This is a genomic window from Rhodococcus sp. 008 (genome assembly GCF_001682295.1).
Taxonomy (GTDB): domain Bacteria; phylum Actinomycetota; class Actinomycetes; order Mycobacteriales; family Mycobacteriaceae; genus Rhodococcus_F; species Rhodococcus_F qingshengii.
In genome coordinates this window covers 3,173,321-3,196,200 of record NZ_CP012749.1, presented here as the reverse complement: position 1 = coordinate 3,196,200, position 22,880 = coordinate 3,173,321, and the positions used below count along the sequence as shown (strand labels likewise).

22 protein-coding genes and 1 pseudogene are annotated in these 22,880 nt (G+C 60.7%); 16 read left to right on the top strand and 7 right to left on the bottom strand.

Annotation, left to right across the window (positions count from 1 at the left end):
- Positions 1-34: 34 nt before the first annotated feature.
- Entirely contained in the window at positions 35-1,294 is a 1,260-nt protein-coding gene (locus tag AOT96_RS14940) for a TetR/AcrR family transcriptional regulator (RefSeq protein ID WP_231917447.1), read from the bottom strand.
- Positions 1,295-1,835: 541 nt separating this feature from the next.
- Here AOT96_RS14940 and AOT96_RS14935 point away from each other — a divergent pair.
- From AOT96_RS14935 to AOT96_RS14885, 11 genes and pseudogenes are all read left to right on the top strand, one after another.
- Positions 1,836-2,645 carry an MlaE family ABC transporter permease gene (locus AOT96_RS14935; protein ID WP_003945485.1) on the top strand — a complete coding sequence of 270 codons (810 nt, stop codon included), beginning with the start codon at positions 1,836-1,838 and terminating at the stop codon, positions 2,643-2,645.
- Positions 2,645-3,502, top strand: a complete 858-nt coding sequence (locus AOT96_RS14930) for an MlaE family ABC transporter permease (RefSeq protein WP_003945491.1) — start codon at positions 2,645-2,647, stop codon at positions 3,500-3,502. The genes AOT96_RS14935 and AOT96_RS14930 overlap by 1 nt, the downstream gene beginning before the upstream one ends.
- Positions 3,503-3,505: 3 nt before the next feature.
- Complete coding sequence (locus AOT96_RS14925) at positions 3,506-4,729, top strand: MCE family protein (RefSeq protein ID WP_065351942.1); 1,224 nt, start codon at positions 3,506-3,508, stop codon at positions 4,727-4,729.
- Positions 4,726-5,757, top strand: a complete 1,032-nt coding sequence (locus AOT96_RS14920; protein ID WP_058039203.1) for an MCE family protein — start codon at positions 4,726-4,728, stop codon at positions 5,755-5,757. The genes AOT96_RS14925 and AOT96_RS14920 overlap by 4 nt, the downstream gene beginning before the upstream one ends.
- Positions 5,757-6,812: an MCE family protein gene (locus tag AOT96_RS14915; protein WP_007734231.1), complete on the top strand. Its 1,056-nt coding sequence runs from the start codon at positions 5,757-5,759 to the stop codon at positions 6,810-6,812. The genes AOT96_RS14920 and AOT96_RS14915 overlap by 1 nt, the downstream gene beginning before the upstream one ends.
- On the top strand, positions 6,809-7,906 hold the full coding sequence (locus tag AOT96_RS14910; protein WP_003945762.1) for an MCE family protein: 1,098 nt from the start codon (positions 6,809-6,811) through the stop codon (positions 7,904-7,906). Before AOT96_RS14915 ends, AOT96_RS14910 begins: the two co-directional genes overlap by 4 nt.
- The gene (locus tag AOT96_RS14905) at positions 7,903-8,967 is read left to right on the top strand and encodes an MCE family protein (RefSeq protein WP_042920457.1); all 1,065 of its coding nucleotides are present in this window, start codon (positions 7,903-7,905) and stop codon (positions 8,965-8,967) included. The genes AOT96_RS14910 and AOT96_RS14905 overlap by 4 nt, the downstream gene beginning before the upstream one ends.
- Positions 8,964-10,184 (top strand): MlaD family protein, encoded by a 1,221-nt coding sequence (locus AOT96_RS14900; RefSeq protein WP_007734224.1) that lies wholly within the window; start codon positions 8,964-8,966, stop codon positions 10,182-10,184. The genes AOT96_RS14905 and AOT96_RS14900 overlap by 4 nt, the downstream gene beginning before the upstream one ends.
- The gene (locus AOT96_RS14895; protein ID WP_047269603.1) at positions 10,171-10,728 is read left to right on the top strand and encodes a hypothetical protein; all 558 of its coding nucleotides are present in this window, start codon (positions 10,171-10,173) and stop codon (positions 10,726-10,728) included. The genes AOT96_RS14900 and AOT96_RS14895 overlap by 14 nt, the downstream gene beginning before the upstream one ends.
- Positions 10,729-10,752: 24 nt before the next feature.
- Positions 10,753-11,658 (top strand): oxygenase MpaB family protein, encoded by a 906-nt coding sequence (locus AOT96_RS14890; protein ID WP_065351941.1) that lies wholly within the window; start codon positions 10,753-10,755, stop codon positions 11,656-11,658.
- A 484-nt stretch (positions 11,659-12,142) separates the two neighbouring features.
- Positions 12,143-12,469: pseudogene (locus AOT96_RS14885) on the top strand (transglycosylase family protein); the annotation flags it as partial.
- 384 nt (positions 12,470-12,853) lie between these two features.
- On the opposite strand, the gene AOT96_RS14880 reads toward AOT96_RS14885, so the two are convergent.
- Both AOT96_RS14880 and AOT96_RS14875 read right to left on the bottom strand, forming a co-directional pair.
- Entirely contained in the window at positions 12,854-13,345 is a 492-nt protein-coding gene (locus AOT96_RS14880) for an NUDIX domain-containing protein (protein ID WP_080726636.1), read from the bottom strand.
- A gap of 101 nt (positions 13,346-13,446) precedes the next feature.
- A complete protein-coding gene (locus AOT96_RS14875) occupies positions 13,447-14,034 on the bottom strand; it encodes an SMI1/KNR4 family protein (protein WP_156778951.1) in 588 nt (195 codons plus the stop codon).
- Positions 14,035-14,123: 89 nt separating this feature from the next.
- Between AOT96_RS14875 and AOT96_RS14870 the strand changes: the two genes are divergently transcribed.
- Positions 14,124-15,080, top strand: a complete 957-nt coding sequence (locus AOT96_RS14870; RefSeq protein WP_058227638.1) for an SMI1/KNR4 family protein — start codon at positions 14,124-14,126, stop codon at positions 15,078-15,080.
- Positions 15,081-15,315: 235 nt separating this feature from the next.
- On the opposite strand, the gene AOT96_RS14865 is transcribed toward AOT96_RS14870, so the two are convergent.
- Complete coding sequence (locus AOT96_RS14865) at positions 15,316-16,737, bottom strand: alpha/beta hydrolase (RefSeq protein ID WP_065351939.1); 1,422 nt, start codon at positions 16,735-16,737, stop codon at positions 15,316-15,318.
- 5 nt (positions 16,738-16,742) lie between these two features.
- Positions 16,743-17,015, bottom strand: a complete 273-nt coding sequence (locus AOT96_RS14860) for a DUF2277 domain-containing protein (RefSeq protein ID WP_003945457.1) — start codon at positions 17,013-17,015, stop codon at positions 16,743-16,745.
- Positions 17,016-17,147: 132 nt separating this feature from the next.
- On the opposite strand from AOT96_RS14860, the gene AOT96_RS14855 reads away from it, so the two are divergent.
- Both AOT96_RS14855 and AOT96_RS14850 read left to right on the top strand, forming a co-directional pair.
- Positions 17,148-18,047 (top strand): bile acid:sodium symporter family protein, encoded by a 900-nt coding sequence (locus AOT96_RS14855; protein ID WP_231917446.1) that lies wholly within the window; start codon positions 17,148-17,150, stop codon positions 18,045-18,047.
- A 60-nt stretch (positions 18,048-18,107) separates the two neighbouring features.
- Complete coding sequence (locus AOT96_RS14850; RefSeq protein ID WP_065352852.1) at positions 18,108-19,118, top strand: ABC transporter substrate-binding protein; 1,011 nt, start codon at positions 18,108-18,110, stop codon at positions 19,116-19,118.
- Positions 19,119-19,165: 47 nt separating this feature from the next.
- Here the strand turns inward: AOT96_RS14850 and AOT96_RS14845 are convergent, their stop codons facing one another.
- The gene (locus tag AOT96_RS14845) at positions 19,166-19,753 is read right to left on the bottom strand and encodes a TetR/AcrR family transcriptional regulator (RefSeq protein WP_047269606.1); all 588 of its coding nucleotides are present in this window, start codon (positions 19,751-19,753) and stop codon (positions 19,166-19,168) included.
- A gap of 96 nt (positions 19,754-19,849) precedes the next feature.
- On the opposite strand from AOT96_RS14845, the gene AOT96_RS14840 reads away from it, so the two are divergent.
- Both AOT96_RS14840 and AOT96_RS14835 read left to right on the top strand, forming a co-directional pair.
- The gene (locus AOT96_RS14840; protein WP_007734205.1) at positions 19,850-21,250 is read left to right on the top strand and encodes a cytochrome P450; all 1,401 of its coding nucleotides are present in this window, start codon (positions 19,850-19,852) and stop codon (positions 21,248-21,250) included.
- A 98-nt stretch (positions 21,251-21,348) separates the two neighbouring features.
- On the top strand, positions 21,349-21,666 hold the full coding sequence (locus AOT96_RS14835; RefSeq protein WP_020906277.1) for a DUF4333 domain-containing protein: 318 nt from the start codon (positions 21,349-21,351) through the stop codon (positions 21,664-21,666).
- 54 nt (positions 21,667-21,720) lie between these two features.
- Here AOT96_RS14835 and AOT96_RS14830 read toward each other — a convergent pair whose 3' ends face one another.
- Positions 21,721-22,869 carry an acetyl-CoA C-acetyltransferase gene (locus AOT96_RS14830; protein WP_007734192.1) on the bottom strand — a complete coding sequence of 383 codons (1,149 nt, stop codon included), beginning with the start codon at positions 22,867-22,869 and terminating at the stop codon, positions 21,721-21,723.
- Positions 22,870-22,880: the final 11 nt, after the last annotated feature.

The following is a 22,880-nucleotide window of genomic DNA, read 5'->3' as shown; positions in this document are numbered from 1 at the left end:
AGTGGGCCAGACTACGCACACTCACCGACACGCTTCAGGCGGCCGAAGCCCGACGGCCGAACAGTACTGCCGACATGAACACCTGCAACATGGCCGCGTTCTCTGCGGCAGCGTCGAACTTCATCATGCGGCCGACATCCGGGACCAGGTTGAGCGCAGCGTGAACTACGAACTTCGCCTCTACTGCCGACAGCTCAGGACGAATCTCGCCGAGCACTCGCGCCCATTCGACCACGTAAAGCTTCTGGCGATTCTTCAGATCGCTTCGATGACTCGGCAGAAGGTTGTTCATCTCGGAGAAGTAGACCGACATCAATTCGTGCTGTGCAAACGACAACTCCACGTACATCGCCGACAGTGACCGGAGCACTTGTTCGTGCGAAGTCGCGGAGTCGAAGACCGCTGCCGTCGCCAAGTCCAAGCGATCTGCAGCTCGATAGAACACGGCGCCGAGAAGCTCTGCCTTGCTGGGAAAGTAGCGGTACATACCGGACGCGTTCAAGCCGGCGGCCGCGGCGATCTCTTCGATGCTGACGTCGTGATACCCGCGAGAGTCGAAGAGGCGCACGGCTTCCTGCAAGAGACGTTCACGTTTGTTCGTGGTCACGGTTCGAGGTAACGAGGACTGCTCCAAGCGGCTAGCGGTGATTGCAGCCTCACCTTGATCTATCGCCAGACACGCGTCGAGCAGAACCTTCTCCATCGCTCGCTGGGGCAGCAACAGGTTATGGACGGTGATACTGCCGATGACGCTGAACATCGCTGCCACGACAAGGGTCTCGTCCCTCGCCGTCATCGCGGGTTCGGAGCGCGAAAGATACCGGGCTACTCGGCGATTGACCGTACTGGCTTGCGCTCGAACGGATTTCCGATCATCGGTGTCGAGAAACCGGCTCTCCCAACGATAGATTCCGGCCGTACGCCGATTGCGGATCGTCGTTCGTATCACTGCAATCAGATCTTCGCGCAACCGCTGCGCATCGGTTGCCGCAGGCGCAACCGAAACGGCATCGAGGGCACTGGCGAGCGCTCCGGTCAACTCCAGTGCCGCGTGGCGGAACATCGCGTACTTGTTCGGAAAGTGCCGATAGAGCGCCGAACCCGAAATACCGACCGCCGACGCGATGTCGTCGACACTGACAGCAGGATATCCGCGCTCACTGAACGCGATTGCCGCTGCAGCCGCGATCTGCGCCTTGCGGTCCTTCGGTCGCCTCTTGACGGAGTCGGACCTCGGCTGCCGAACAATCCCATTCGACGCCTGCGCGTCGACGAACTGATCGTTCAGGCTCACCGTGTACCCCACTCTCCAGCCCTCACGCACGAAGCACTTCGATCCGCCTGCTCATCAGACGAGAATCAGCATAAGCATGATTCTGAAAACTCGTACACCGATTTCAGCACATCGCGCGTCTAGAGTTTCATACATGCAGGTAACGCTGCCTTTGATCAGAACACACCACTCGCCCTTCGCCACCTCCCCCGTTGCTTCCACCGAGAATCTTCGTTAACAAAACGTTGCCTGTGGCCACCAGCAGTGGGTAGGGTCACCGCTCGAAGCATCCAGCCCGCATCCACGAAGCAATCCGACTGACAGATTCGGAATATTCGTAAACATACACAGGATGTCGATATGAACAGTTCCGATATCTCCACGTCAATGAAGGAAACTCGGTCAACAGGGCTGACAGTTCGACGAGAATTTCGGTTCACATAATGCTTGCTTGGACACATATATGTGTGAGATGCTTCACAGGCAGTTCGCTCGACCGCCAGCGCTCGAACAGTTCGAACTCCGTGCCGAACACTGTTGATCTGCAAAGGAATTCAATTAGATGACGTACGAGCTGCCAGCCGCGAAGGGCCCGGTGCGAGACGTAGCGTTACAGGGGGGCTATCTGATCGGATTCTCGGTTCAGGCACTCTTCGGCCTGTTCACGGCAATCCTGCGCAGACGACTCTCATTGCACGAGACGGTTACTCAGACCCTGTTCATCGGTCGCGTCAGCACCGGCCCGTCGCTGCTTCTCATGATTCCGATCGGTGTATTCATCGCCGTCTCGGTCGGTGAACTGGCCGGCCGGATCGGAGCCGGTGGATATTCCGGAGCTGTCGTAGCTTTCATCATCGTCGGTCAGGCCGCGGCGCTGGTGTGCGCGTTGATGATGGCCGGTGTCGCAGGATCGGCGATCTGCACGGATTTGGGTTCACGAAAGATCCGGGAAGAGATCGACGCGATGGAAGTGATGGGCATCGACGTGATCGAGCGCCTCGTCGCACCGAGATTGGTTGCGGCAGTGATCGTCTCCCTTGCACTGTGTTCGATGGTCACCTTCGGCGGTGTGATCGCGTGCTACCTGTACCACATCTACGTCCAGCATCTTCCGGCCGGAACGTTCATGGCAACGTTCAGTCAGTACGGGCGATCTTCCGACTTCGTCATGGCTTTGGTGAAGGCTGCGGTCTTCGGCATCGCTTCGACTTTGGTCGCCACCTTCAAAGGTCTACATGCAAAAGGTGGCCCACGCGGCGTTGCCGACGCAGTCAACGAAGCCGTGGTCATCGCGTTCGCGCTCGTCTTCATCGTGAACACAGTGTTGTCCGCGCTCTACACCGTAATCGTCCCGGCAGTCGGTGAATTCTGATGTCGCTCGTCGATCTCCGTGTTCGAGCACGTCAAGCGAGCAGACCCCTGCGAACCGCGGGCGACGGCCTCGTCTCCCTCGGTCAGCACGTCACTTTCTACGTCCGCACTATCGCATCGATCCCCTTTGCGCTCACCAAGTACCGCAAGCATGTACTCGGTCAGATCAGCGAGGTCAGCTTCGGCACGAACTCCTTGTTGTCCGGCGGCGGCACCATCGGGATCGTCTTCGCGATGTCGCTGGCCGCGGCGATGATGTTGGGCGTCGAGACCCACCGGGGCCTCGAGCTTGTCGGGATGACCTCGCTCTCCGGCATGCTGTCCGCGGTTGCCAACACCCGTGAACTGGCCCCTGTTGTCGTCGCGATCGCGTTGGCCGCCAAGGTCGGAACGGGTTTCACCGCCCAGATCGGGGCCATGCGTATCTCCGACGAAATCGACGCGCTGGACTCGATGGCGATCCGATCGATCCCCTTCCTCGCGGGTACCCGGGTGATCGCTGCCATGATCTGTGTCATCCCGATCTACATGATCGGACTCCTGGCCAGTTACCTCTCGACCCGACTGGTCGTCGTGTTCTTCAACGGCGCATCGGCAGGTACTTACGACTACTTCTTCCATCTGGCGATCTCTCCGCAGGATCTCCTGTACTCGGGTCTCAAAGCCGTGGTGTTCGCCGCTGTTGTCGCGCTGGTTCATTGCGCTTACGGCTACTACGCATCGGGCGGTCCGGCCGGCGTCGGGCAAGCGGCCGGGCGCGCGCTCCGGACTGCGATCCTCGCGATCGGAATCCTCGATGTACTGATGACTTTCGCGCTGTGGGGCCTCGTGCCCCAGATCCCGGGAATGGGGGTCTGAGCCGTGGACAGACTCACTACACGCACGAAGATCGTGTACGCTCTTCGCGGCGCGATCGCCATAGTCGTAGCCGTCGCCGCCGCCGTGACAATGGTTCTACGCGGTTCGGGAAATCTCGCGCAGAGCACCGACATCTTCGTCGCTGTTCCAGCCACAGCCGGTCTCATCAGCGGTGAAGCTCCGGTTCGGTACCACGGCGTCAACGTCGGCCGAATCGGCGAAATCGAATCAGGAACCGCCGAATCCCTTGTGCAGTTGCAGATTCAGACCGATGACGCGTCGAAGATTCCCGCTGACGTGGTGGCTCGCGTCGTTCCGCGCACGTTCTTCGGCGACATCTACATGCAGCTCGTGGACAGTCCGAATGAGCAGGACCAGACGACTCTGTCGGACGGAGACGAGATCCACATGGACGACGGACCCGAAGCCGTTGCGCTCTACGACGTGTACACCAAGTTGGTGGGCGTCCTCACTGCGATGCAGCCCGAGAAGTTGCAGACAGCCCTGACTGCGCTGGGCCAGGCGCTCGACGGAAACGGAGCCGAGATCGGTACCACGATAGACAATCTCAGTGCCGCGTCCGGCGTACTGACACCCGCCGCACACCAATTCCTCGAATCGACACCCGAATTCAAGTCGGTCGTCGACGCGTTGGACCGTGCGACCCCCGACATTCTCGATACCTTGGCAGCCGCCACAACCGTCTCGAACGACATGGTCGCCAACAGAGCGAATCTCGAGTCCTCGATCGGCGCGGCCGCAGTCTTCGCCGCTACCGTCGACGATTTTGTCGGGGCGAACAACCGAAACATCATCACTGTGATCGATTCCGCCGGAAAGATACTCGCAACCACCGCGGCCAATCCCGGAGGACTGCGTTCCACCCTCGCCAATGCCAGTACGTTCGGCGCCGCGGGCGCTCGAGTCTTCGCCACCGGAAAGTTCGACATCACAGCAGTTGCCACGTTCGCCGAACCGCTCCCATACACGGGTGATGATTGCCCGCAGTACGGTGACTCGCGCGGAGCACAGTGTTCGGGCTCCAACCTGACGCCTGAACAACCCGTCAGTGCCCCGGTCGTGGGCGGCGTAGCCGAAGCGGCCCCCCTGCGGTACCTCGAAGATCAACTACTGGGCGGATCGCCGGAACCCTCGGATACCCCCAACCCGGCAACAACACTGATGTTGGGGCCGATGGTCAGAGGTAACGAGGTGACCGTCCCGTGAAGGTCCGTCCTGGCCAGGTAATTCGGTTGTCACTCTTCTGTCTCACCGGCGTCGCCTGCGCGTCGTTCGTGGCGAACACGTTGTCGGTCCCGGTTCGCGGAAGCACCGATTCGTACTCGTTCGAGTTCACCGACGTCGAAGGACTCAACCCGGGCAACCCGGTCACCATGTCGGGTGTGCGTATCGGCCGCGTGGACTCGGTTGCGTTCGCCGACAACGGAGGCGGGACGAGCAAGGCGATCGTCGACGTCGAAATCGAGTCGCGATATTCCCTCGAGTCGGATGTCCGTGCCGCCGTGCGCTACGGCGACATGCTCGGTGCTCGATATCTGGCACTGACGCAGGACGACAGCGCAACAACGGTATCCGCACGACAGCTCGAACCAGGTGACACGATACCGCTGGCGCAGACAACACCGCCGATCAACTTGACGGCCCTGATGAACGGGTTCAAACCGTTGTTCGCCGCGCTGCAGCCCGAGCAGGTCAACACGCTCACGCGAAGTTTTGTCGAAACCTTCAACGGCCAGGGCCAGGCAATGACCACCCTGCTCGACCAGATCGCGACCATGAGTTCCGGCCTGGTCGACCGTCAGGACGTCTTCGCGCAACTACTCACGAACATGAACACTCTTCTCACCTCCGTCGACGAGCGTCAACCCGAATTGGTCGGTCTGTTGGACGGTTTGAACGATCTGAGTATTTCCGTCGTCGGGCAGAACGATCAACTGGTCTCGCTCTTGGATCAGGGAAACCGCACTGTCTCGTCCTTGGCTCAGATCATGGCCGGGTCGAACGGTGCATTCGGTCAGACCGTGCAACAACTCGAAAGTGTCACCGGGAGTTGGATTGCGAGCACCGACGAGTTCAACAGACTTCTCGTCAACCTTCCCCAGTTCGCCGACGCCGCCAACCGGATCGGAAGTTACGGAAGTTTCATCAGCCTGTATCTGTGCAATTTCACTCTGAAGGCAGGCGACATGGAAGCCAACATCTTCGGTCCGACACACTCGCCGGTGTGCTCATGATGTTCCTGGTCAAGCTGATCGACGTGTTCGTCGGCATCATGCTCTTCCTGTTCAAAGGGGATCGCCGTCGCAGCGGTAGCGGCACCGCTCTCGCCCTGGGCAGTCTCGGAATCTTCGTTCTGGTGGTGGGACTCGGCGCCGCCTTGGGCATTCCGAAGCTCTGGTACAACGTACGCACGTCGGCATACACAGCCGAGTTAGCCAATGCCAGCGGGCTTTCCGACACCGATCCGGTTTACGTGGCCGGGGTTCCCGCGGGCCGAGTGGATTCGATCGACCTTGCCGGCGACCACGTCGTCGTCAACTTCCGCTTGGACAAGGACCAGCCTTTGGGAAACCAGAGCACGGCGACGGTCAGGCTCAAGACGGTCCTCGGCAAGCGCTACCTGGAGATCGTGCCGGCCGGAGTGGTCGACGACTCCGAGGCGCGGGTCATCCCGCTCTCCCGCACAACCGTGCCGTACAGCCTCGACGACGTCAGCAGTGATGCCACCACTGCGGCAACAGGCGTCGACCTACAGGCGATGGAGTCCATGATGAACACCCTTTCGCAGGTGATTCCCACTGATTCCGATCAGGTGGGCCGGGCTCTGGCCGGAATCAGCGGCGCCTCGGCGGCTTTCGCGCAGAACAGTGAACAGATCGACCAGATTCTCATCATGTCTCGTGAGCTGTCGGACATGGCTGCGGCACAAACCGATTCGATCGTCGGTACTGCGGCCAATGCTCAGACGATCGTTCGAACTCTTGCGATGCGCAAGGACGCACTGACTCAGCTGGTCGACAACCTGACAATCATCATCTCGAAGCTCTCCACCACTTTCGTCGATCGTCAGGACGAGTTCGGAGCCATGACCGACAACCTCGTCGCGGTCACCACCACGCTGAAGAACAACGCAGATCAGATCGACCTGCTGTTGACTCGTCTTCCTTCCGCGCTGCGTTCGGTCACCGATTCAACCGGCACCGGCAATTGGACCGACGTCAACGCGCCGGCGGCCGTGATCCCGGACAATCTGCTCTGCGCGCTCGGCATCATGGAGGGCTGCAAGTGAATACACGAAAAGCCGTCACGGCCATGCTGGTAGTGACCTTGGCGATCGCCCTGCCCGGTTGGTACATATTCGGACGAACAGATCAGTCCAAGACCGTCTACGCCGATTTCAGCTACGTCGGCGGAATCTACGAGGGAAGCAAGGTCACCGTCCTCGGAGTCGGCGTCGGGACGGTCACGTCGGTGGAACCTCGCGGAACTTCTGTTCGAGTAGCGATGTCGATGCCCGACTCCGTGGACCTGCCCGCCGACGCCTCGGCCTATGTCCTCAATCCATCGGTGATCAGCGATCGACACATCGAACTCGGCCCGGCGTACACCGGCGGAGAGACACTGAAAGACGGCGACCAGATTCCGATCGAACGTGCCCACTCCCCCATAGATTTCGACGGCTTGATGGGAAGCGTCAGCACTTTGGCCGACGCATTTGCCGGGGATGGGGGCAATCTCGGCGATCTCGTGAGCCGCGGCGCCGCCGGGTGGCAGGGCCAGGGCGATCAATTCAACACCGCAATTCGCAACCTCAGCACGGCAACCGGAGTTGTCGGCGCTCGGTCGGAAGACATCGGTGCCCTTGTCGACAATCTCAACACTTTGATGAATGCTCTGGACGCACGGCAGGTCAGCCTCGACGAACTTGTCGGCGACCTCGGCGTCCTGGGTGATCAATGGGCGAGCCAGAACATGGACATCTCACAGCCTCTGCAGGATCTGCAGGTGGTCTTCGACCAGTTGAACAGTTTCATGACAACTCACGGCGATGATGTCGGTGCCATAGCCGACAACGTGCGAGTTCTCGGTGACACTCTGGCTGCCAAAGAACCCGGCCTCGCCGAGTTCATGGACCTGGTGCCGTTGATGATGCAGAACCTCTCCCAGACAATCGGTCCTGATCAGCGCGGGCGCATTCGGCTCAACGTCTCGACTGCATTGACTCAGTTCGCGGTGGCGAAACCGCTGTGCGACACCTACAAGTTGCCGATCTGCACCGGAGCCGGGTTCACGAATCCGATTTCCTTCCCCCTCAGCACTTCTGATCCGCTCGGCATCGCCTCCGCGATTTCCGGCGGAGCCGTCCCCGGAGGTGGCAATTGACGCGGCAATCAGTTCGAATAATCGCCGGTATCGCGATCATCGGTGTGGGTTCCGCGGCCGTGTTCGCCTTCGGCGGCTGTAGCGCAGGCATTCAAGACCTACCCCTGGGTCGTTCGGCCGACGGTGACGCGTACAACGTGGCGCTGCAGCTGGCCGGCGCCGACGGCCTGGTGTTGGGAGCAGACGTCCGCAGCGGCCAGAAAGTCATCGGTCGAGTATCCGCGCTGTCAGCCGATGTCGTCGGAGCCGATGTGACTCTGAGTCTGGACGCCGCGACGCCATTGCCCGACAACGTCGAAGCTTCCGTCGAACTCCCTTCCGCACTTGGCAATCCGTTCATCAGACTCTTGGTGCCGGAAGTTCCGTCCGGCTCCACGCTCAGCGACGGAGACACAATTCCGGAGTCTCGCACCGAGATCGGTCCGCAGGTCGAAAGTGCGCTTGCCACCCTCGGCACGGTTCTGACCGGAAGCGGCATCGACCAACTCGATACCGTGGTGCGCGAGCTGAACACCGCGTTTTCCGGGCGCTCCGGTGAAGTTCGTTCTCTGACCGAGACCCTCACCTCGCTCATGGCAGAGGCAAGCAGTCACCGCAGCGAGTTCGACGAGGCCGTCGACCTCGCTGCCCGGGTCTCCTCCCAACTGGCCGGCCAACGCGTAGTTGTCGACAACTACCTCGATTCCGTTCCACAGGTGGTGTCGATTCTCGTGGGACAGAAGGATCAGATTGCGAGCCTGTTGAACTCGACCGTTCAGCTCGCCACCAACGCAAACACCATTCTCGACTCGTCTCCCAACGGCCTCGACGCGATGCTGCACGATGCGTCGACCGTTGTCGGGACTCTGGATTCGTTCAACTCGGAGATCGGCCAGACGCTGACGAACATGAACGGGTTGCTCGAAAACTTCACCGGTGCAGTGCAGGGTGACTACCTCGTTTTCGACGGCGCCCTGGATATTCCGGGAACGATCGACAAGCTCTGGAGCGGCGGTATGGCCGGTCAATCGATCGCACCAGCGGGAACTCTCACCGATCTACTTCAGGGAGGTCCGCGTTGAGTCGCCTTGCGCTTGTTCAACTTGTCCTGTTCGCTCTGATCGCTGCTGTGGTCATCCCTTTCGGGATCGTCTACGTGGTCGGCCCTCAGGGTTTCGGGGGTCAAATCCGGCTGCACGCCAACATGTCCGACGCCTTCGGACTGACCAAGGGCACGGTCGTCACGTATCGCGGCGTACAGGTGGGGAAAGTGAGTGAAGTCGAACTCGACGCAGGCACCCGCACGGCTCGGGTGGAACTCTCACTCAACGACAACACCGAGATACCTACCGACAGCGTCGCCAAGGTGACGATGGGGACCGCAGCCGGAATTCAGAATGTCGACATCTACCCCAACACAGACCACGGCCCGTATCTTAGGGACGGCGACGAGATCGCCATGCCCGCGGATCAGCAACCGGTCCAGATGAGCCAGTTGATGCTTCAGGCGTCCGGTGTCTTGGAAGGGATTGATCCACAAGCGATCAGCGACATCGGGACCGAGCTGGGGAATTCGTTCAACGGGCTCGGCCCGAGCTTGGCGACGATGATCGACAACGGTGGGACCATGTCGGCGCAGTTGAACGACCAGTCGGCCGAACTCGCTGCGCTGCTGTCGCGAACCTCCACGTTGGTGGACTCCATGGCGACACAATCGGATTCGTTCGTCCGGGGAATGGCAGCTGCCAAGAACTTCACCGAACAACTCGAATCCAACGCGCCGGTGCTGATCTACCTCACCGATCATTCGCCCGCCGCCCTGAACAGCGCTCAACAGTTGTTCGACAAGTACCACAACACTTTCGGAGCGGTCCTGGCCAATCTCGTCACTGTCGCACCGATCATCTCCGACCGCACAGACGCCCTGGAAACCGGACTTGTCACGATTCCTGAAGGTCTCGCCAAACTGGCATCCATCGTCAAAGGCGATCGCGCCGACTTTGCCTTGGTTGCGACCCAGGGGCCGGTCTGCAACTACGACACCCCTCGGCGTGAGGTCGGCGATCTGTCTCCCACCAGTCCGAGTCTGGCGATGTACTGTCCCCCCGCCGACGACCTCGTCCAACGCGGAGCACAGAATGCTCCGCGTCCGAACGACCTCGGTTTGCAGAACTCGACCGTCCCGGGCACTCCGATCGGACCGCCCGTCGTCGCAGATCCGATTCTCGTCCCGACCGGAGTCGACGCCCTGAACTACTGGAGATTGATGTTGGAAGGACTGGGAAATGGCACACGGTGACAACGCACTACTCGACGAGACAGAAGCCGAGGTGGCCGAACATCCGACTTCTCCGTCGCTACTTCACCGCCTGAAGGAGCCACGCAACGCACTGATCTCACTAATGGCGGTAGCGCTGGTCGCAGCATTGGCGGTGCTCGGATTCCAGATGTACTCGGCGAATCAGGAAGACACGCTGCGGCAGGAGGCTTTGGACACCGCACGGGATTACTCAACCATCATGTCCTCCTTCGATTATCAGAACCTCGATGTCAACAAGGACACCATCGCCTCGATGTCGACCGACGAGTTTGCCGGCACCTACCGAACGATGGTGGATTCCCTGAGGGAAGTCGTTGCCGGGGGCCAAGGCCAGGCGAGCGCGACGGCGACAGACGTCGGCATCGGATCACTGGACGATTCGTCGGCCAAGGTGCTCGTGTTCGTCGACCAACAAGCCAAGAATGTCGCAGCGCCAGAGGGAAACACACAGAAGTACCGCATGGTCGTGTCCCTGGTCCGCTCGGGCGACCGGTGGCTCGTGAGCAACGTCGAGACCAAGTAACTCACCACACGCGGAGGAAGATCCATGCCCACTCACTACCTGGATTCGGAAAAGTCCGAGTCGTCGCTTCGCACCGATCAGACACGCATCACCATCACGGCCGAGCGTAGACGGTGGGCACGTAAGCCCGCACACATCACCGACGCACTCGATTTCTGGTCGTTCGCCGGAGCCGCTGCCAACGTCATCCTGCAACTCGGTTGGCCCGAGGTGGCGTACGGCGTCATAGAGAGCAAGGTCGAATCGGGTGCTCTGACAGCGCATCCGTGGAAGCGTGCACGAACCACGACGCAGTACCTGACGGTCGCGATCCTGGGTGACGAGGAAGAGCGAAAGGCTTACCGCGAGGCCGTGAACTCGGTGCACCGACATGTGAAGTCGGATTCAAACAGCCCGGTCAAGTACAACGCCTTCAATCGCGAACTCCAATTATGGGTTGCTGCATGCCTGTTCATCGGTTTCGAAGACAGTCATCAGTTGCTGCACGGCAAGATGTCCGAAGAACAGGCGGAGTCGTTCTACAAGTCCGCGTCAACTTTGGGAACGACGCTGCAGGTCACCGAAGAGATGTGGCCGGCCACACGTGCCGACTTCGAGCGCTACTGGAACCTCGGTTGCGAACGCGTCGTCATCGACGAACGCACCAAGCAGTACCTGATCGACTTGGTCAACCTACAGATGATCGCGTGGCCGATACGCCTGGTGTTCCGAAACTTGTTGCGGTTCCTGACGGTCGGATTCCTTCCACCGATCTACCGCGACCAACTCGATCTCGAGTGGACCGAAGACGACCGCCGCCGGTTCGAACACCTCTTCATTTTCGTGTCGTTCGTCAACAGGTTCATCCCACGCTCCGTTCGTCAGGCCGGCAACACCATTCAGATGCGCGACATTCGCCGCCGGATCAAGACGAGCAAGAATCTCGTCTGAGCCAGCGGCGCGTTATTCGTTGTCAATTCTGCTGCCCTACAGGTAAATCGGGCCGGTCGGTCGACAACAGATCACGGCTGGACATGGGTTCCAGCACGACTGAAAACCGGGTCGAAAAGCCGACAAACCGGGCTGATTGAGTGTCACATTCGCCGCATATCGACGCCGTCGAGGCACGTTTCAGGTGACTTACATCACATTTTATCTCGTTTATGTAACGCCGGGAGAGGTGGCATATCGCCATGCGACCTGGGAAAACACTCTTTGATGCATTTCTGTTGCACAAACATGTGTCGACACGCCGACCCGTGACCAATCCGTAATCATCTCTTATGGTTGGTGACAGCCCGATCAACCGGGCATTACCGAATCGCCACCGCCCGTCCCACCCCGCGGTTCGGACTCGACAACATTCCTAGTGGTGGGAGCGGAGCTGAGACGGTCACCGTCCTCCGTCGGCGGGACTCGAGAGGATTTACCGAAAATGACCAAGACCACCGTTACCCGTGCACTTGCCTCTGTCGCCGCAGCCGGAGCCCTCGCGGCCGGAGCCCTCGGACTGAGCGCAGGCACCGCATCCGCAGCCACCCACGACTGGTCGGGTGTCGCAGAATGCGAATCTTCGGGCAACTGGGCCGCCAACACCGGAAACGGCTACTACGGCGGACTCCAGTTCAGCCAGAGCACGTGGGAGGCCTACGGCGGAGCGGGCAGCGCCGCCAACGCCAGCCAGGCAGAACAGGTCCGCGTTGCTGAAAACGTCCTTGCCGGTCAGGGCGCCGGCGCGTGGCCGGTGTGCGGACAGTACCTCCGCTGACCCCAGTTCGAGTAGTGCGTCACTGCCCGGTGTTCGTCGAGAATTCGACGGGCCCCGGGCAGCGTCGCACTAGCGACCTTCATGCCCCGCCTGATCCGGCCCCTCCGCCGCTGCTGTTGAAAGACATTACGGCGGTACGTGATCCGTCGGGATGACGCGGAGCGAGCGAGGTGTACTGACTCGCCTTCCGATCACGCATCAGCCCTCGGAGAGCCATCCACAATTTTTGGGCCGCCCTCGCCAACCGGTTGTGAGAACTGACCGGCGCAGCCGTAGATGCGTACGGGATGGGGTCCTTACGCACGTAGTGCTCCATAACCCCAGCGTAGCCGTGTTTCGATGCCGAAATGTTCGTTTTCAATCGCTACCTCGCATCCCTCACGGCGACCGAACAAATCGATCCGGCGCACTCGATGGCCCATCCTTGACCAGGCGTGCAAACCGGTCGGGTAAATCGCGTGGCCCGAACACTTCTCGACCACTGTGTGACAAGAGACGGTCAACGCTCCACCACTCGAAGTGCTCGACCAGCTCGGCGGCCAGCGCTTCGCGCCCCAACGACCCACAGGGCTCGAATGCGGTCGCCACCGGCACGAGGAAGTAGTCGTTGATCGCACCACCCCAACCCGGCAATATCGCCGGGTCACGGATCTCCTCATGCCACACATGGGTGGCTGCGCCGTAGTCGCGCAAGCCGATCTCCTCGTCCAATTCGCGCGCGAGCGCCTCGGACGGGGTTTCGTCTCCTTCCAAGCTTCCGCCCGGAGGACACCAGACCGTCAGCCCGCCCCCGGGCGCGATGAATCGGTAAAGCAGAAGACGGGACTGGTCGTCAACGACCAACCCCCTGGCCGAATGCCTCAGACGCATGAGTGCCACTGTAAACCCGGCTCGCGCCCTGGAACGGTGGATGTGCAGTGCTCACATCAGTATTCAATCACCGTCACGCTCCACGCTCGTAAGTCGTGAGCCTAGGGCAAATCCCAACTCAACCAGCCCTGGTCGACACTCGGAATCCAACCGCCGCATGGCTGTCCGTGCTCCAACGCAAAAACGACGTCCTCCAATAGCGCGGCGACGGAGGGCCAGGTTGTCCCTTGGTCGGCGCTGTCTCCGAGGAATTCGCGTACACATCCGCTTGCTTGACCGGTCCGCGTATCGACGAACAAGAGATCGCCCCGAATGTTGGCAGCTATGGGAATGTATGCCGCCAAGAAGGTGTCAGCCACCGTTCCCGCTGGCTGATCAGGCAAAGCGATGCCACCGGCGGCTGTTGTCGTCTCTCCCCACTCTGTCGTCATCGATTCCCACACAGACGCGACACGATCCAAAGGCAACGGTTGAAACTCCGGAAATATCAGGGCCGAGTGCCCTCCGTCGGGGTTTCCGTTCTGCAAACCGAACCACGCCCGTAGCTCGGCCGGCCACGTCCTGCCCGTAAATGTTTCCACGGATTTCAGGACGTCCACTGGCGCGGGCGGGTCGATAGCGGCAGCCGTTACCGGGGCTTCCCGCTGACACCAACCGTTGAGTCTGCGCCAGTGCTCTTCAACGCTCATGAATGCACGCTATCCCGGCCTCACGGATCCATGACATCTGACGGCCGCGTTCGATCTCGCAGCGGGATTTCTGTCGATAGATTCGAACCATGACTCTTACCGACGCATGGCTCGCCTTCATGGAGGTACTCCGCGACCGTGCACCGGTCACCGCCGCTGCGGTACGTCCGCCTCGGACTCGGTCCGATCGGGAAACCGCCGAACGCGTCACTAATCCATGGCCGGAGGACCTACGCGAGTTCTTCGCCCTGCATGACGGCCAACCCTTCCGCTCCGACGACAACCAGTTCGTCGGCGAAGCCCTACCAGGAGTGGAACTGCTTTCACTCGACCATGTGGTTTCCACGCACAGACGTTGCCGTGAACAATTGCATCCTATCGACTACCTCGGACCCGACTGGCCCATCACCGTTCGAGCACAACACGCAGGTGAAACTGCAGAGATGTTCCTCCCTACCTACATTCCGTTCGCCGAGGACGGAGCCGGTGATTTTCTCTATGTCGATACCCGAGGTGGCCTACACCACGGCTGCATCCGCTATTTCGCCGCCGAAGCCGCCGACGAAGGCGGCTCCCTTTTCGGCTCTCTGGCCGACTACGTGGATTCGGTTCGTCGAAGTATCGAGTCAGGATCCGAGCACTCGTACTTGATGCCGACAGTCACTGACGGCGTGCTGGTCTGGGACGTCGACTTTTCGGATCAGCCGATCCCACATCCCCAGCCGAGCCCGATACCGCTGCACCTGCCGTTTCCGCTGAAGGACTTTCAGCCTTCGCTGGTCAATTCAGATGACGACCTCATCGACCTCGACGCCGTCCGCAAATCTGTCCTCGACACTGCGCAGTCCCTCCACCCCGGTTCGCATGTGCAGGGCGGCGAGGCGATATTTCCGCAGGTCCCGCGCCAGCGCGGGGTGACCGTGAACTCCTACGTCCAGATAGACGGAGTGCCCAGATTTTACCTGACGATCGTCACGGGAGTCGAGAACAACGTCATCGTCTACGAAATGCCTCCAGGAGGATTCGAATTCATAGTCGACGACTGACTTCTCTTGGTAAGTAAGGAGATTCCATGTCAGCGAGACTTTGCTGAGTTGACCTAAATGATCGGCACTTGTCCCCCGTTGTTGCGCCCATTTGATCCAGGCGCGCCGTTCCGGGTCGTCAGGGGACGCCTAAAGTACGGCGAGCGACGCCGATGTGGTCGGGGTCGGGGTATCGGACAGATCTCTATACACGAAATAGTTCCAGTCGATTCATGCGGTCGCTCAGGTGGCACGATCAATCAATAACAGCACGCTCCGGCAGTCCGGCAACCACAACCGCGAGGTTGTATCCCGACATCCGCAGTTCTCCGTTGTCCCCTGTCCTCGCGTACTCCGCATGCCCGAACGCCCGCTCGTGTTTCACTCCATCCGGGGTGATCCCCTCGGCCGTGGACAACCGATGGAACTCGGTGCGCGTCGGATCGCCACCGAAACGGCCGAACCCCGCGATACTGTCGCCTTCCGCTTTCATGACGTAGACGTGGCGGTCGGCGATACCGAGGTCCGACTCCACCTTGGCTCGCACCCCGGGTGAACCGTAGAACACCACGTCGTCGACCGCTGCGCTTGCCCCGCGTTGCAGCGCAAGAGAAGTCGCGAGGGATCCGTAGGAGTGGCCCAACGCGGTGATATGGACTCCGTCGTTGACCGACGCAGAACGAAGACCGTGAAAAAAGCTGCCCAATGCGTCGGCGGCTATGCCGGCCTTGGACGATCGACTGACGTCGAAGCTGGCCCGACCGATGTCGAACTTTCCCGGCCCGATCACCTGTGGCGCGTCGTATCCGATCCAGGCGATGGTGGCCACGCTTTCCTTTCGGCCGGCCAGTTCGAGCTGCCGCATCGCCTCGGCTCGTAATCGCGTTGCCTCGCCGACCATTCCGCGCATCGAGTCCTTGACGTTGGTGTTCAGTCCGGGAATCGTCACGGAGATGTGATCCGCTGTGTCCGGATCACCGATCGCAATTGCAGCGAAGCCGCGTTCGCCCGAGCGCATGTCCATGAGCAGTAACCGTCGATCAGGTTCGGCGCGAAACAACTCGTCGAGCGCGTCCAGATCCTCGAGTTTGCGTTCGGCGTACCACTGGCCCGCCCCGGTGTTACTCAGTCTGCCGCCGAAGAACTCGCGGTGAAGTTCTTGCGAGATTCGGACTGAATCATCTTGCAGCCGTGCTCGTTCCGATTGAATTCGATCGAGATTGGCCGGGCTGCGAATCGCAGCAGGAATGCCGTCGAGGTTGGCGATCAGGCCTGGTGCATGACGCAACATCTGACGCTGCCGATCAGGGCTGAACGCTCGCCACTCCTCCCCCACACGCACAGCTTTGTCACGGAGGTCGGTGCCGACCTGAGACCGCAGAGACAACGCATGATGAAGATCCGCGCTGACCAGCAGTGCCTCACCGATCAGTTCTCGAACTGCGACCTCGAGCAACTGGGCGTGCACGTGGAGCGGGTGACCGTCGGCGATGGGCGCAACGGCAGAGACGGTTCCATCCTGACGAATATGCAAGTCGTCGGCGACGGCCTCTTTGCGCAGCGTATCCAGCCGTCGACGGATGTCGCGAACGCGGTGAGCGACCAGAACGCCTTCCAACCCAGCAGACAGTTGATCCAAGGCTTCGACGTCCCATACGTCGATATCTGTGAGATCCACTCGGGTCAGGACGAACGAGCAGCGATCCGAGCCTGTACTTCCGGGCGACGCAACGGAGGGACGGTCTGAGGTGGCTGTCTGCGAGGCGGCAACGCACTGAGCAGGCGCGTCGTCGTTTCGGTCACCTCACGCACCGCCTGTTCGAAGGCGTCTCGGTTCGCGTCGGACACCTTGGCTATTCCGCTCACCTTACGTACGTATTGGCGAGAGGCCGCCTCGATCTCCTCCGGCGTAGCAGCGGGCTCGAGTCCACGAAGTTCAGTGATGTTTCGGCACATAATTCGACGATAACCCTGCTCACCGACGCCGTCACGGTTCGATACATCAATGTATCCAAACTGCCACGCAGATCCGGGCATCACGGTAGTTTCAGTGAAATTCCCCCAGTGACTGGAAGTAGCCACTAACTCATGGACTCTGCACTCACCTCCGTCGGCCTACCCGCCGCACTCGCCATCATCATGTTCGGCCTCGGGCTTTCCTTGACGGTCGGAGATTTTGCCCGCGTGGCAAAAGCGCCGAAAGCCGTCTCGATTACCCTGATCTGTCAGTTGTTGTTGCTCCCGGCCGCGGCCTTCGGTCTGGTCACGTTGTTCGACCTCGACCCACTGCTCGCTGTCGGCATGATGCTCCTCGCCGCATCACCGGGCGGCACCACGGCAAACCTGTTCAGCCATCTGTTCCGCGGCGATGTCGCTCTCAATGTGACACTCACTGCGGTCAATTCGGTGATAGCGGTGGTCACCCTTCCGCTCATCACCAACTTCGCGTTGGGCTACTTCGAACCCGAGGACGCGGACGGCACCCTCGGACTGCAGTTCACGAAGGTACTTCAGGTCTTTGCCGTCGTACTGATTCCTGTCGCCCTCGGAATGTGGGTTCGATTGCGCTCGAGCGCCTTTGCCGAGCGCATGGACAAGCCCGTCCGCATCGGATCCGCGGTGGTTCTGGCACTGGTGATCGTCGGAACGGTTGTTTCCGAGCGCGAGAACATCGCGGACTATCTCGTCGACATCGGCGTCGTCGCTGCCTTGTTCTGCCTACTGAGCCTCTCGATCGGTTACGTCGTTCCCCGGATATTCGGCATCGAGGATCGTCAGGCCATCGCCAGTTCCATGGAAATCGGCATCCACAACAGCACGTTGGCGATCACCATCGCCGTCAGTCTCCTCGACAACGTGCAATTGGCAGTACCGGCCGCGGTGTACGGCGTTCTGATGTTCCCGCTCGCTGCAGCCTTCGGCGCGCCATCACCCGAAAGTCACGGACCATGGCCGAAATCGACTAATATCAGGCGGTTTTCGATATAGGTGATCTGGTATCGCCAACCCTACGATCGATACGGACTCAGACCGAAGGGTATCGAAAAAATGCTGACCAACACACCTACCGTGCCGGACGAACGCGTCTGGCAAGAGCTAGTCGACGCACTTACCCGTCGCCAATTCGGCATCGGAGCCGGGATGGCAGCAGTCGCAACTATTCTGTCGTCCTGCAGTTCCAGCGACGGTTCAGGTGCCGATGATGACGCTCAAATGCGCACCGTCACCACGCCGTTGGGGACCTACGACATACCTACCAACCCGAAGCGGGTCTTGGCCGTCGACGCCCGAACCGACCTCGAGCTCGCCATTGCCCTGGAACTACCGGTGTTCGGATACAACATCTCGCCCGTCACCAAGTGGGTTCCCGCCGACGGCTCGGCCGAATACCTCAGCGACAAGCCCAATCTGGAGCAGATCCTCGGACTCGCACCCGATCTCATCATCTGCGTCAACGCCGACAACGAGTACTGGCCCGCCGCAAAGCTCCAAGCCATCGCTCCTGTCCTGACGACCGAATCGAAGCAGACGTGGCGGGAGAACCTGACCCGGCTCTCCGATTGGCTGGGCCGAACACCCACCATGGATCGCCTGATCACCGACTATGACGCTCTGATCACCGACATCCGCTCTCGACACGCTTCGGCGATCGCGGGCAAGACCGTCGCAAGCTTGTCCTACAGCCCGGACAAGGCCACGATCTACATCGACAGCCTGCCCGTGTCGGAGGAAACGGGTAAGAAGAATCGTCAACCCACCGACATGACGCTCGCCGATATCGGCGGAAGAACATTGAGCACAACCGGTTTCGACAATCAGGGACGACTGAGCATCGAAGAGATGGATCGACTGCAAGACTGCGACGCGTTCATGGTTTCTGTCACCGACAGCAGTGACACCACCTTCGATCAACTCTCGGACAACAAGTTGTGGCAAAGACTTCCGGCTGTGCAGGCCGGGAACGTCACCGTTCTGCAAGGAAGTACGTACTACGGGTCCATCTACACCAACATGTACGTGGCCAAGGGCTGGGACGATCTCTATTCGACGCTCGACTGATCAGACTTGTCCGTGGAAATGCCGGCCGCTCCCGCGCGGTCGGCTTTTCACATTTCGAGGTCGATGCCCAACGCTCCCGAGAGGGTCCGCAGACAGATCACTCTCAACTCTTCCTGCGGTATGGAAGGTTGATCGAGCCAGTCGAGGCAGACAGCTCGGACGAACGCGATCCATCCCCGAACTGCAACGGCAGCGAGCCGTCTTCTTTCGCCCTCGAATCCCAGTGAATCGAGGATTCGAATCTGCTGCTGTTCGAGTTCGCGCTCGACAATCGCCCGGATACCGGCCTCGGCCGAGAGCGTCCCGACGTTGATGGCGCGCACTCCCCTGCTGTGCGACTTCACGTACGCGAAGTAGGCGTCCAACCCGGCTGCCACCTGTTCGCGCACCGGTAGCGTTGCGTCGGGTGCGGTCACCTCGAGCAGGTGCTGCGATTCGCGCTCGACGATTGCGGCGAAGAAGTCTCGCTTGGTCGGAAAATAGTGGTACATCAACCCGCGCGAGACGCCCGCAATCTCGGCGACCTCTTCGATCCACACATCCTCGTACGAGCGATCGGCAAAAAGTTGCGCGCCGATGTCGAGCAACTGCGTGCGCCGCTGCTCTCGGTCCAGGCGTTTTCGTGGTGCGACCATAGGCAAGTCAGATTACTACTTGACACCGATTCAGTAAGGCGTACTTTGCGTACTAGACATCAATTCAGTAAGCGATCTCACCCCGGGGGACACACAATGAGCGTCGACACCACTCCAGAGGCGACGACCGATGCTCGGATCCCGCATCCGGCGTGGCGCCTGCCGGTCCTCGGGGACGTTCTCGGGATCAATATCCGGACACCGCTGCAGAACTCCGTGAGCATCGGCCGCGAACTCGGCCCGATCTTCGAGAGAAATGTCCTGGGAAATCGCTTCGTCTTCGCCTCGGGCGCGGACATGGTGGCAGAACTGTCCGACGAGTCCCGGTTCGCGAAGCACCTTGCACCTGGAGTCAAAGCACTCCGCGGAATCGGCGGCGACGGCCTGTTCACGGCGTACAACCACGAACCCAACTGGGGCAAGGCGCACAATCTCCTGGCACCGGCGTTCAGCCAGACTGCGATGCGCTCGTACCACCGCACCATGCTCGACGTAGCCGGCGAGTTGGTCGACCATTGGGACAGTCGTGAAAGTGACTCCCCCATCGACGTCTCCGCAGACATGACCAAGCTGACGCTGGAGACCATCGGACGCACTGGATTCAGCTACTCGTTCGACTCCTTCGAACGTGAAGAACAGCATCCGTTCGTCAAGGCAATGGTCGGCGCACTCTCCCATTCGCAGCGCACGACGTTCCTGAAGTCGACCGCCCTCGGGCGAGTGCTCGCACGTCGCGCCGATCAACGTGACGAGGTCCGCAAGGCGTACATGGCCGAGGTTGTGGACGAAGTGATCCGTGCCCGGCGGACAAGTACCGAACCGGGGCCCGAAGATCTTCTCGAACTGATGCTGCGGGCGGCACGCGAGAACGATCCCAACCGTATCGACGAACTGAACATCCGCCATCAGGTCGTGACCTTCCTCGTCGCCGGACACGAAACGACCTCCGGCGCATTGTCGTTCGCGCTGTACTACCTGTCACGAAACCCTGACGTGCTGGCCAAGGCGCAAGCCGAGGTCGACAAGGTATGGGAGGGCGAGGAGCCCGCCTTCGAGAAGATCGCGAAACTTCGATACGTACGACGCGTCCTCGACGAATCATTGCGTCTGTGGCCGACCGCTCCCGCCTACGGGCGCGCGGCGCTCGAAGACACGACGCTCGTCGGCAAGTATCCGATGAAGAAGGGCGATTGGATGCTCGTGCTCATCCCGTCACTTCATCGTGATCCGGTGTGGGGCAACGATCCCGAGGCGTTCGATCCGGATCGCTTCCTGCCCGCCAACATCAAAGCCAGGCCGGCGCACGTGTACAAGCCGTTCGGAACAGGTGAACGCGCCTGCATCGGAAGACAATTCGCTATTCACGAAGCGGTCCTCGTGTTGGGCACCATCTTGCAGAAATACACGATCGAGGCCGATCCGGACTACGAGTTGAAGGTAGCCGAACGGCTCACCCTGATGCCCGAAGGCTTCAACTTGACGGTCCGCCGACGCTGACCTCGCAAAACTGCGTCGCGCAACTCGGTTGAAACAGTCCCGAATGCGGTAATCCCTGAGGTGGCAGCAGCGAGCACCGGCGCACTCTGGGAGTTCACATGACAAAGAGGCCTGCAGTGGGAATCGTCTTACTCTCGGCGGCATTGGCCACGGGAGCTTGCTCGGCAAGCGTCGGGACGCCGCAAGTGGACAAGTCCGAAGTCGCAAGTCAGATCTCCACTCAACTAGCCGAGAAGATCGGCGAGCCACCCGACGACGTGACGTGTCCGGAGAACCTCGACGCCGAAGTCGGCGCATCGATCACGTGCATCCTGACCGAGCAGGGCACCGAATACGACGTCACAGCTACCGTGACCAGCGTTGACGGTGAAAGTGCGAACTTCGACATCAAGGTTGCGGATGTGCCGAACAACTAACTGCTGTGCGCCTTTATTAACCGCCGGCGGTTAATAAAGGCGCACAGCAAGGCGTCAGAGACGCTCGATTATCGTCGCGTTCGCGGTGCCGCCACCTTCACAGATGGTCAGCAAGCCGTAGCGGCCACCGGTGCGCTCGAGTTCGTTGAGCAGGGTTGCCATCAGCTTGGTGCCGGTCGCGCCGAGCGGGTGACCGAGTGCGATCGCGCCGCCGTTGACGTTGACCTTGGCCGGATCTGCGCCGATTTCCTTGATCCAGGCCAGGACGACCGGGGCGAAAGCTTCGTTGATCTCGACGATGTCGATGTCGTCGATGCTCAGGCCGGCCTTCGCGAGAGCATGCTTTGTGGCCGGGATCGGCGCACTGAGCATGAAGATCGGGTCGTCGCCGCGTGCGCTGAGGTGATGAATCCGGGCGCGGGGCTTGAGGTTGTACTTCTCCACCGCTTCCGCCGACGCCAGCAGCAGCGCACTCGCACCGTCGGAGATCTGGCTGGCCACTGCCGCGGTCATGCGTCCGTCTTCGACGAGAACCTTGAGCGTCGCCATCTTCTCGAGGCTGGTCTCGCGGGGTCCTTCGTCGACGGTCGCGTCGCCCATGGCGACGATCTCGTTGTCGAAACGACCCGCGGCGATTGCAGCCTTGGCGCGCTCATGGCTCTGCAGGGCCCACTTCTCGAGCTCTTCGCGGCTGATGTCCCACTTCTCGGCGATCATTTCGGCGCCCTTGAACTGCGAGACCTCTTGGTCACCGTAGCGCTCGGTCCAACCGACCGAACCCGAAGTCGGCGTGTCGAATCCGTACTGCTGACCGACGATCATCGCTGCCGAGATCGGAATCTGGCTCATGTTCTGAACGCCGCCGGCAACGATCAGATCCGCGGTGCCCGACAGGATGGCCTGAGCGCCGAAGTGCACTGCCTGCTGGCTCGAACCACACTGACGGTCGACGGTCACCCCGGGAACGTGCTCCGGGAATCCCGCTGCGAGCCAGGACATACGGGCGATGTTGCCGGCCTGGCCGCCGATGGCGTCGACGCAACCGAAGATCACGTCGTCGACGTCACTGGGGTCGATACCGGTGCGCTCGACCAGTGCCTTGACGACGTGCGCACCGAGATCGATGGGGTGCACGCCGGACAGCGCGCCGCCCCTCTTGCCGATCGGTGTGCGAATGGCGTCGACGATGTAAACCTCGGACATAGCGTTAGCTC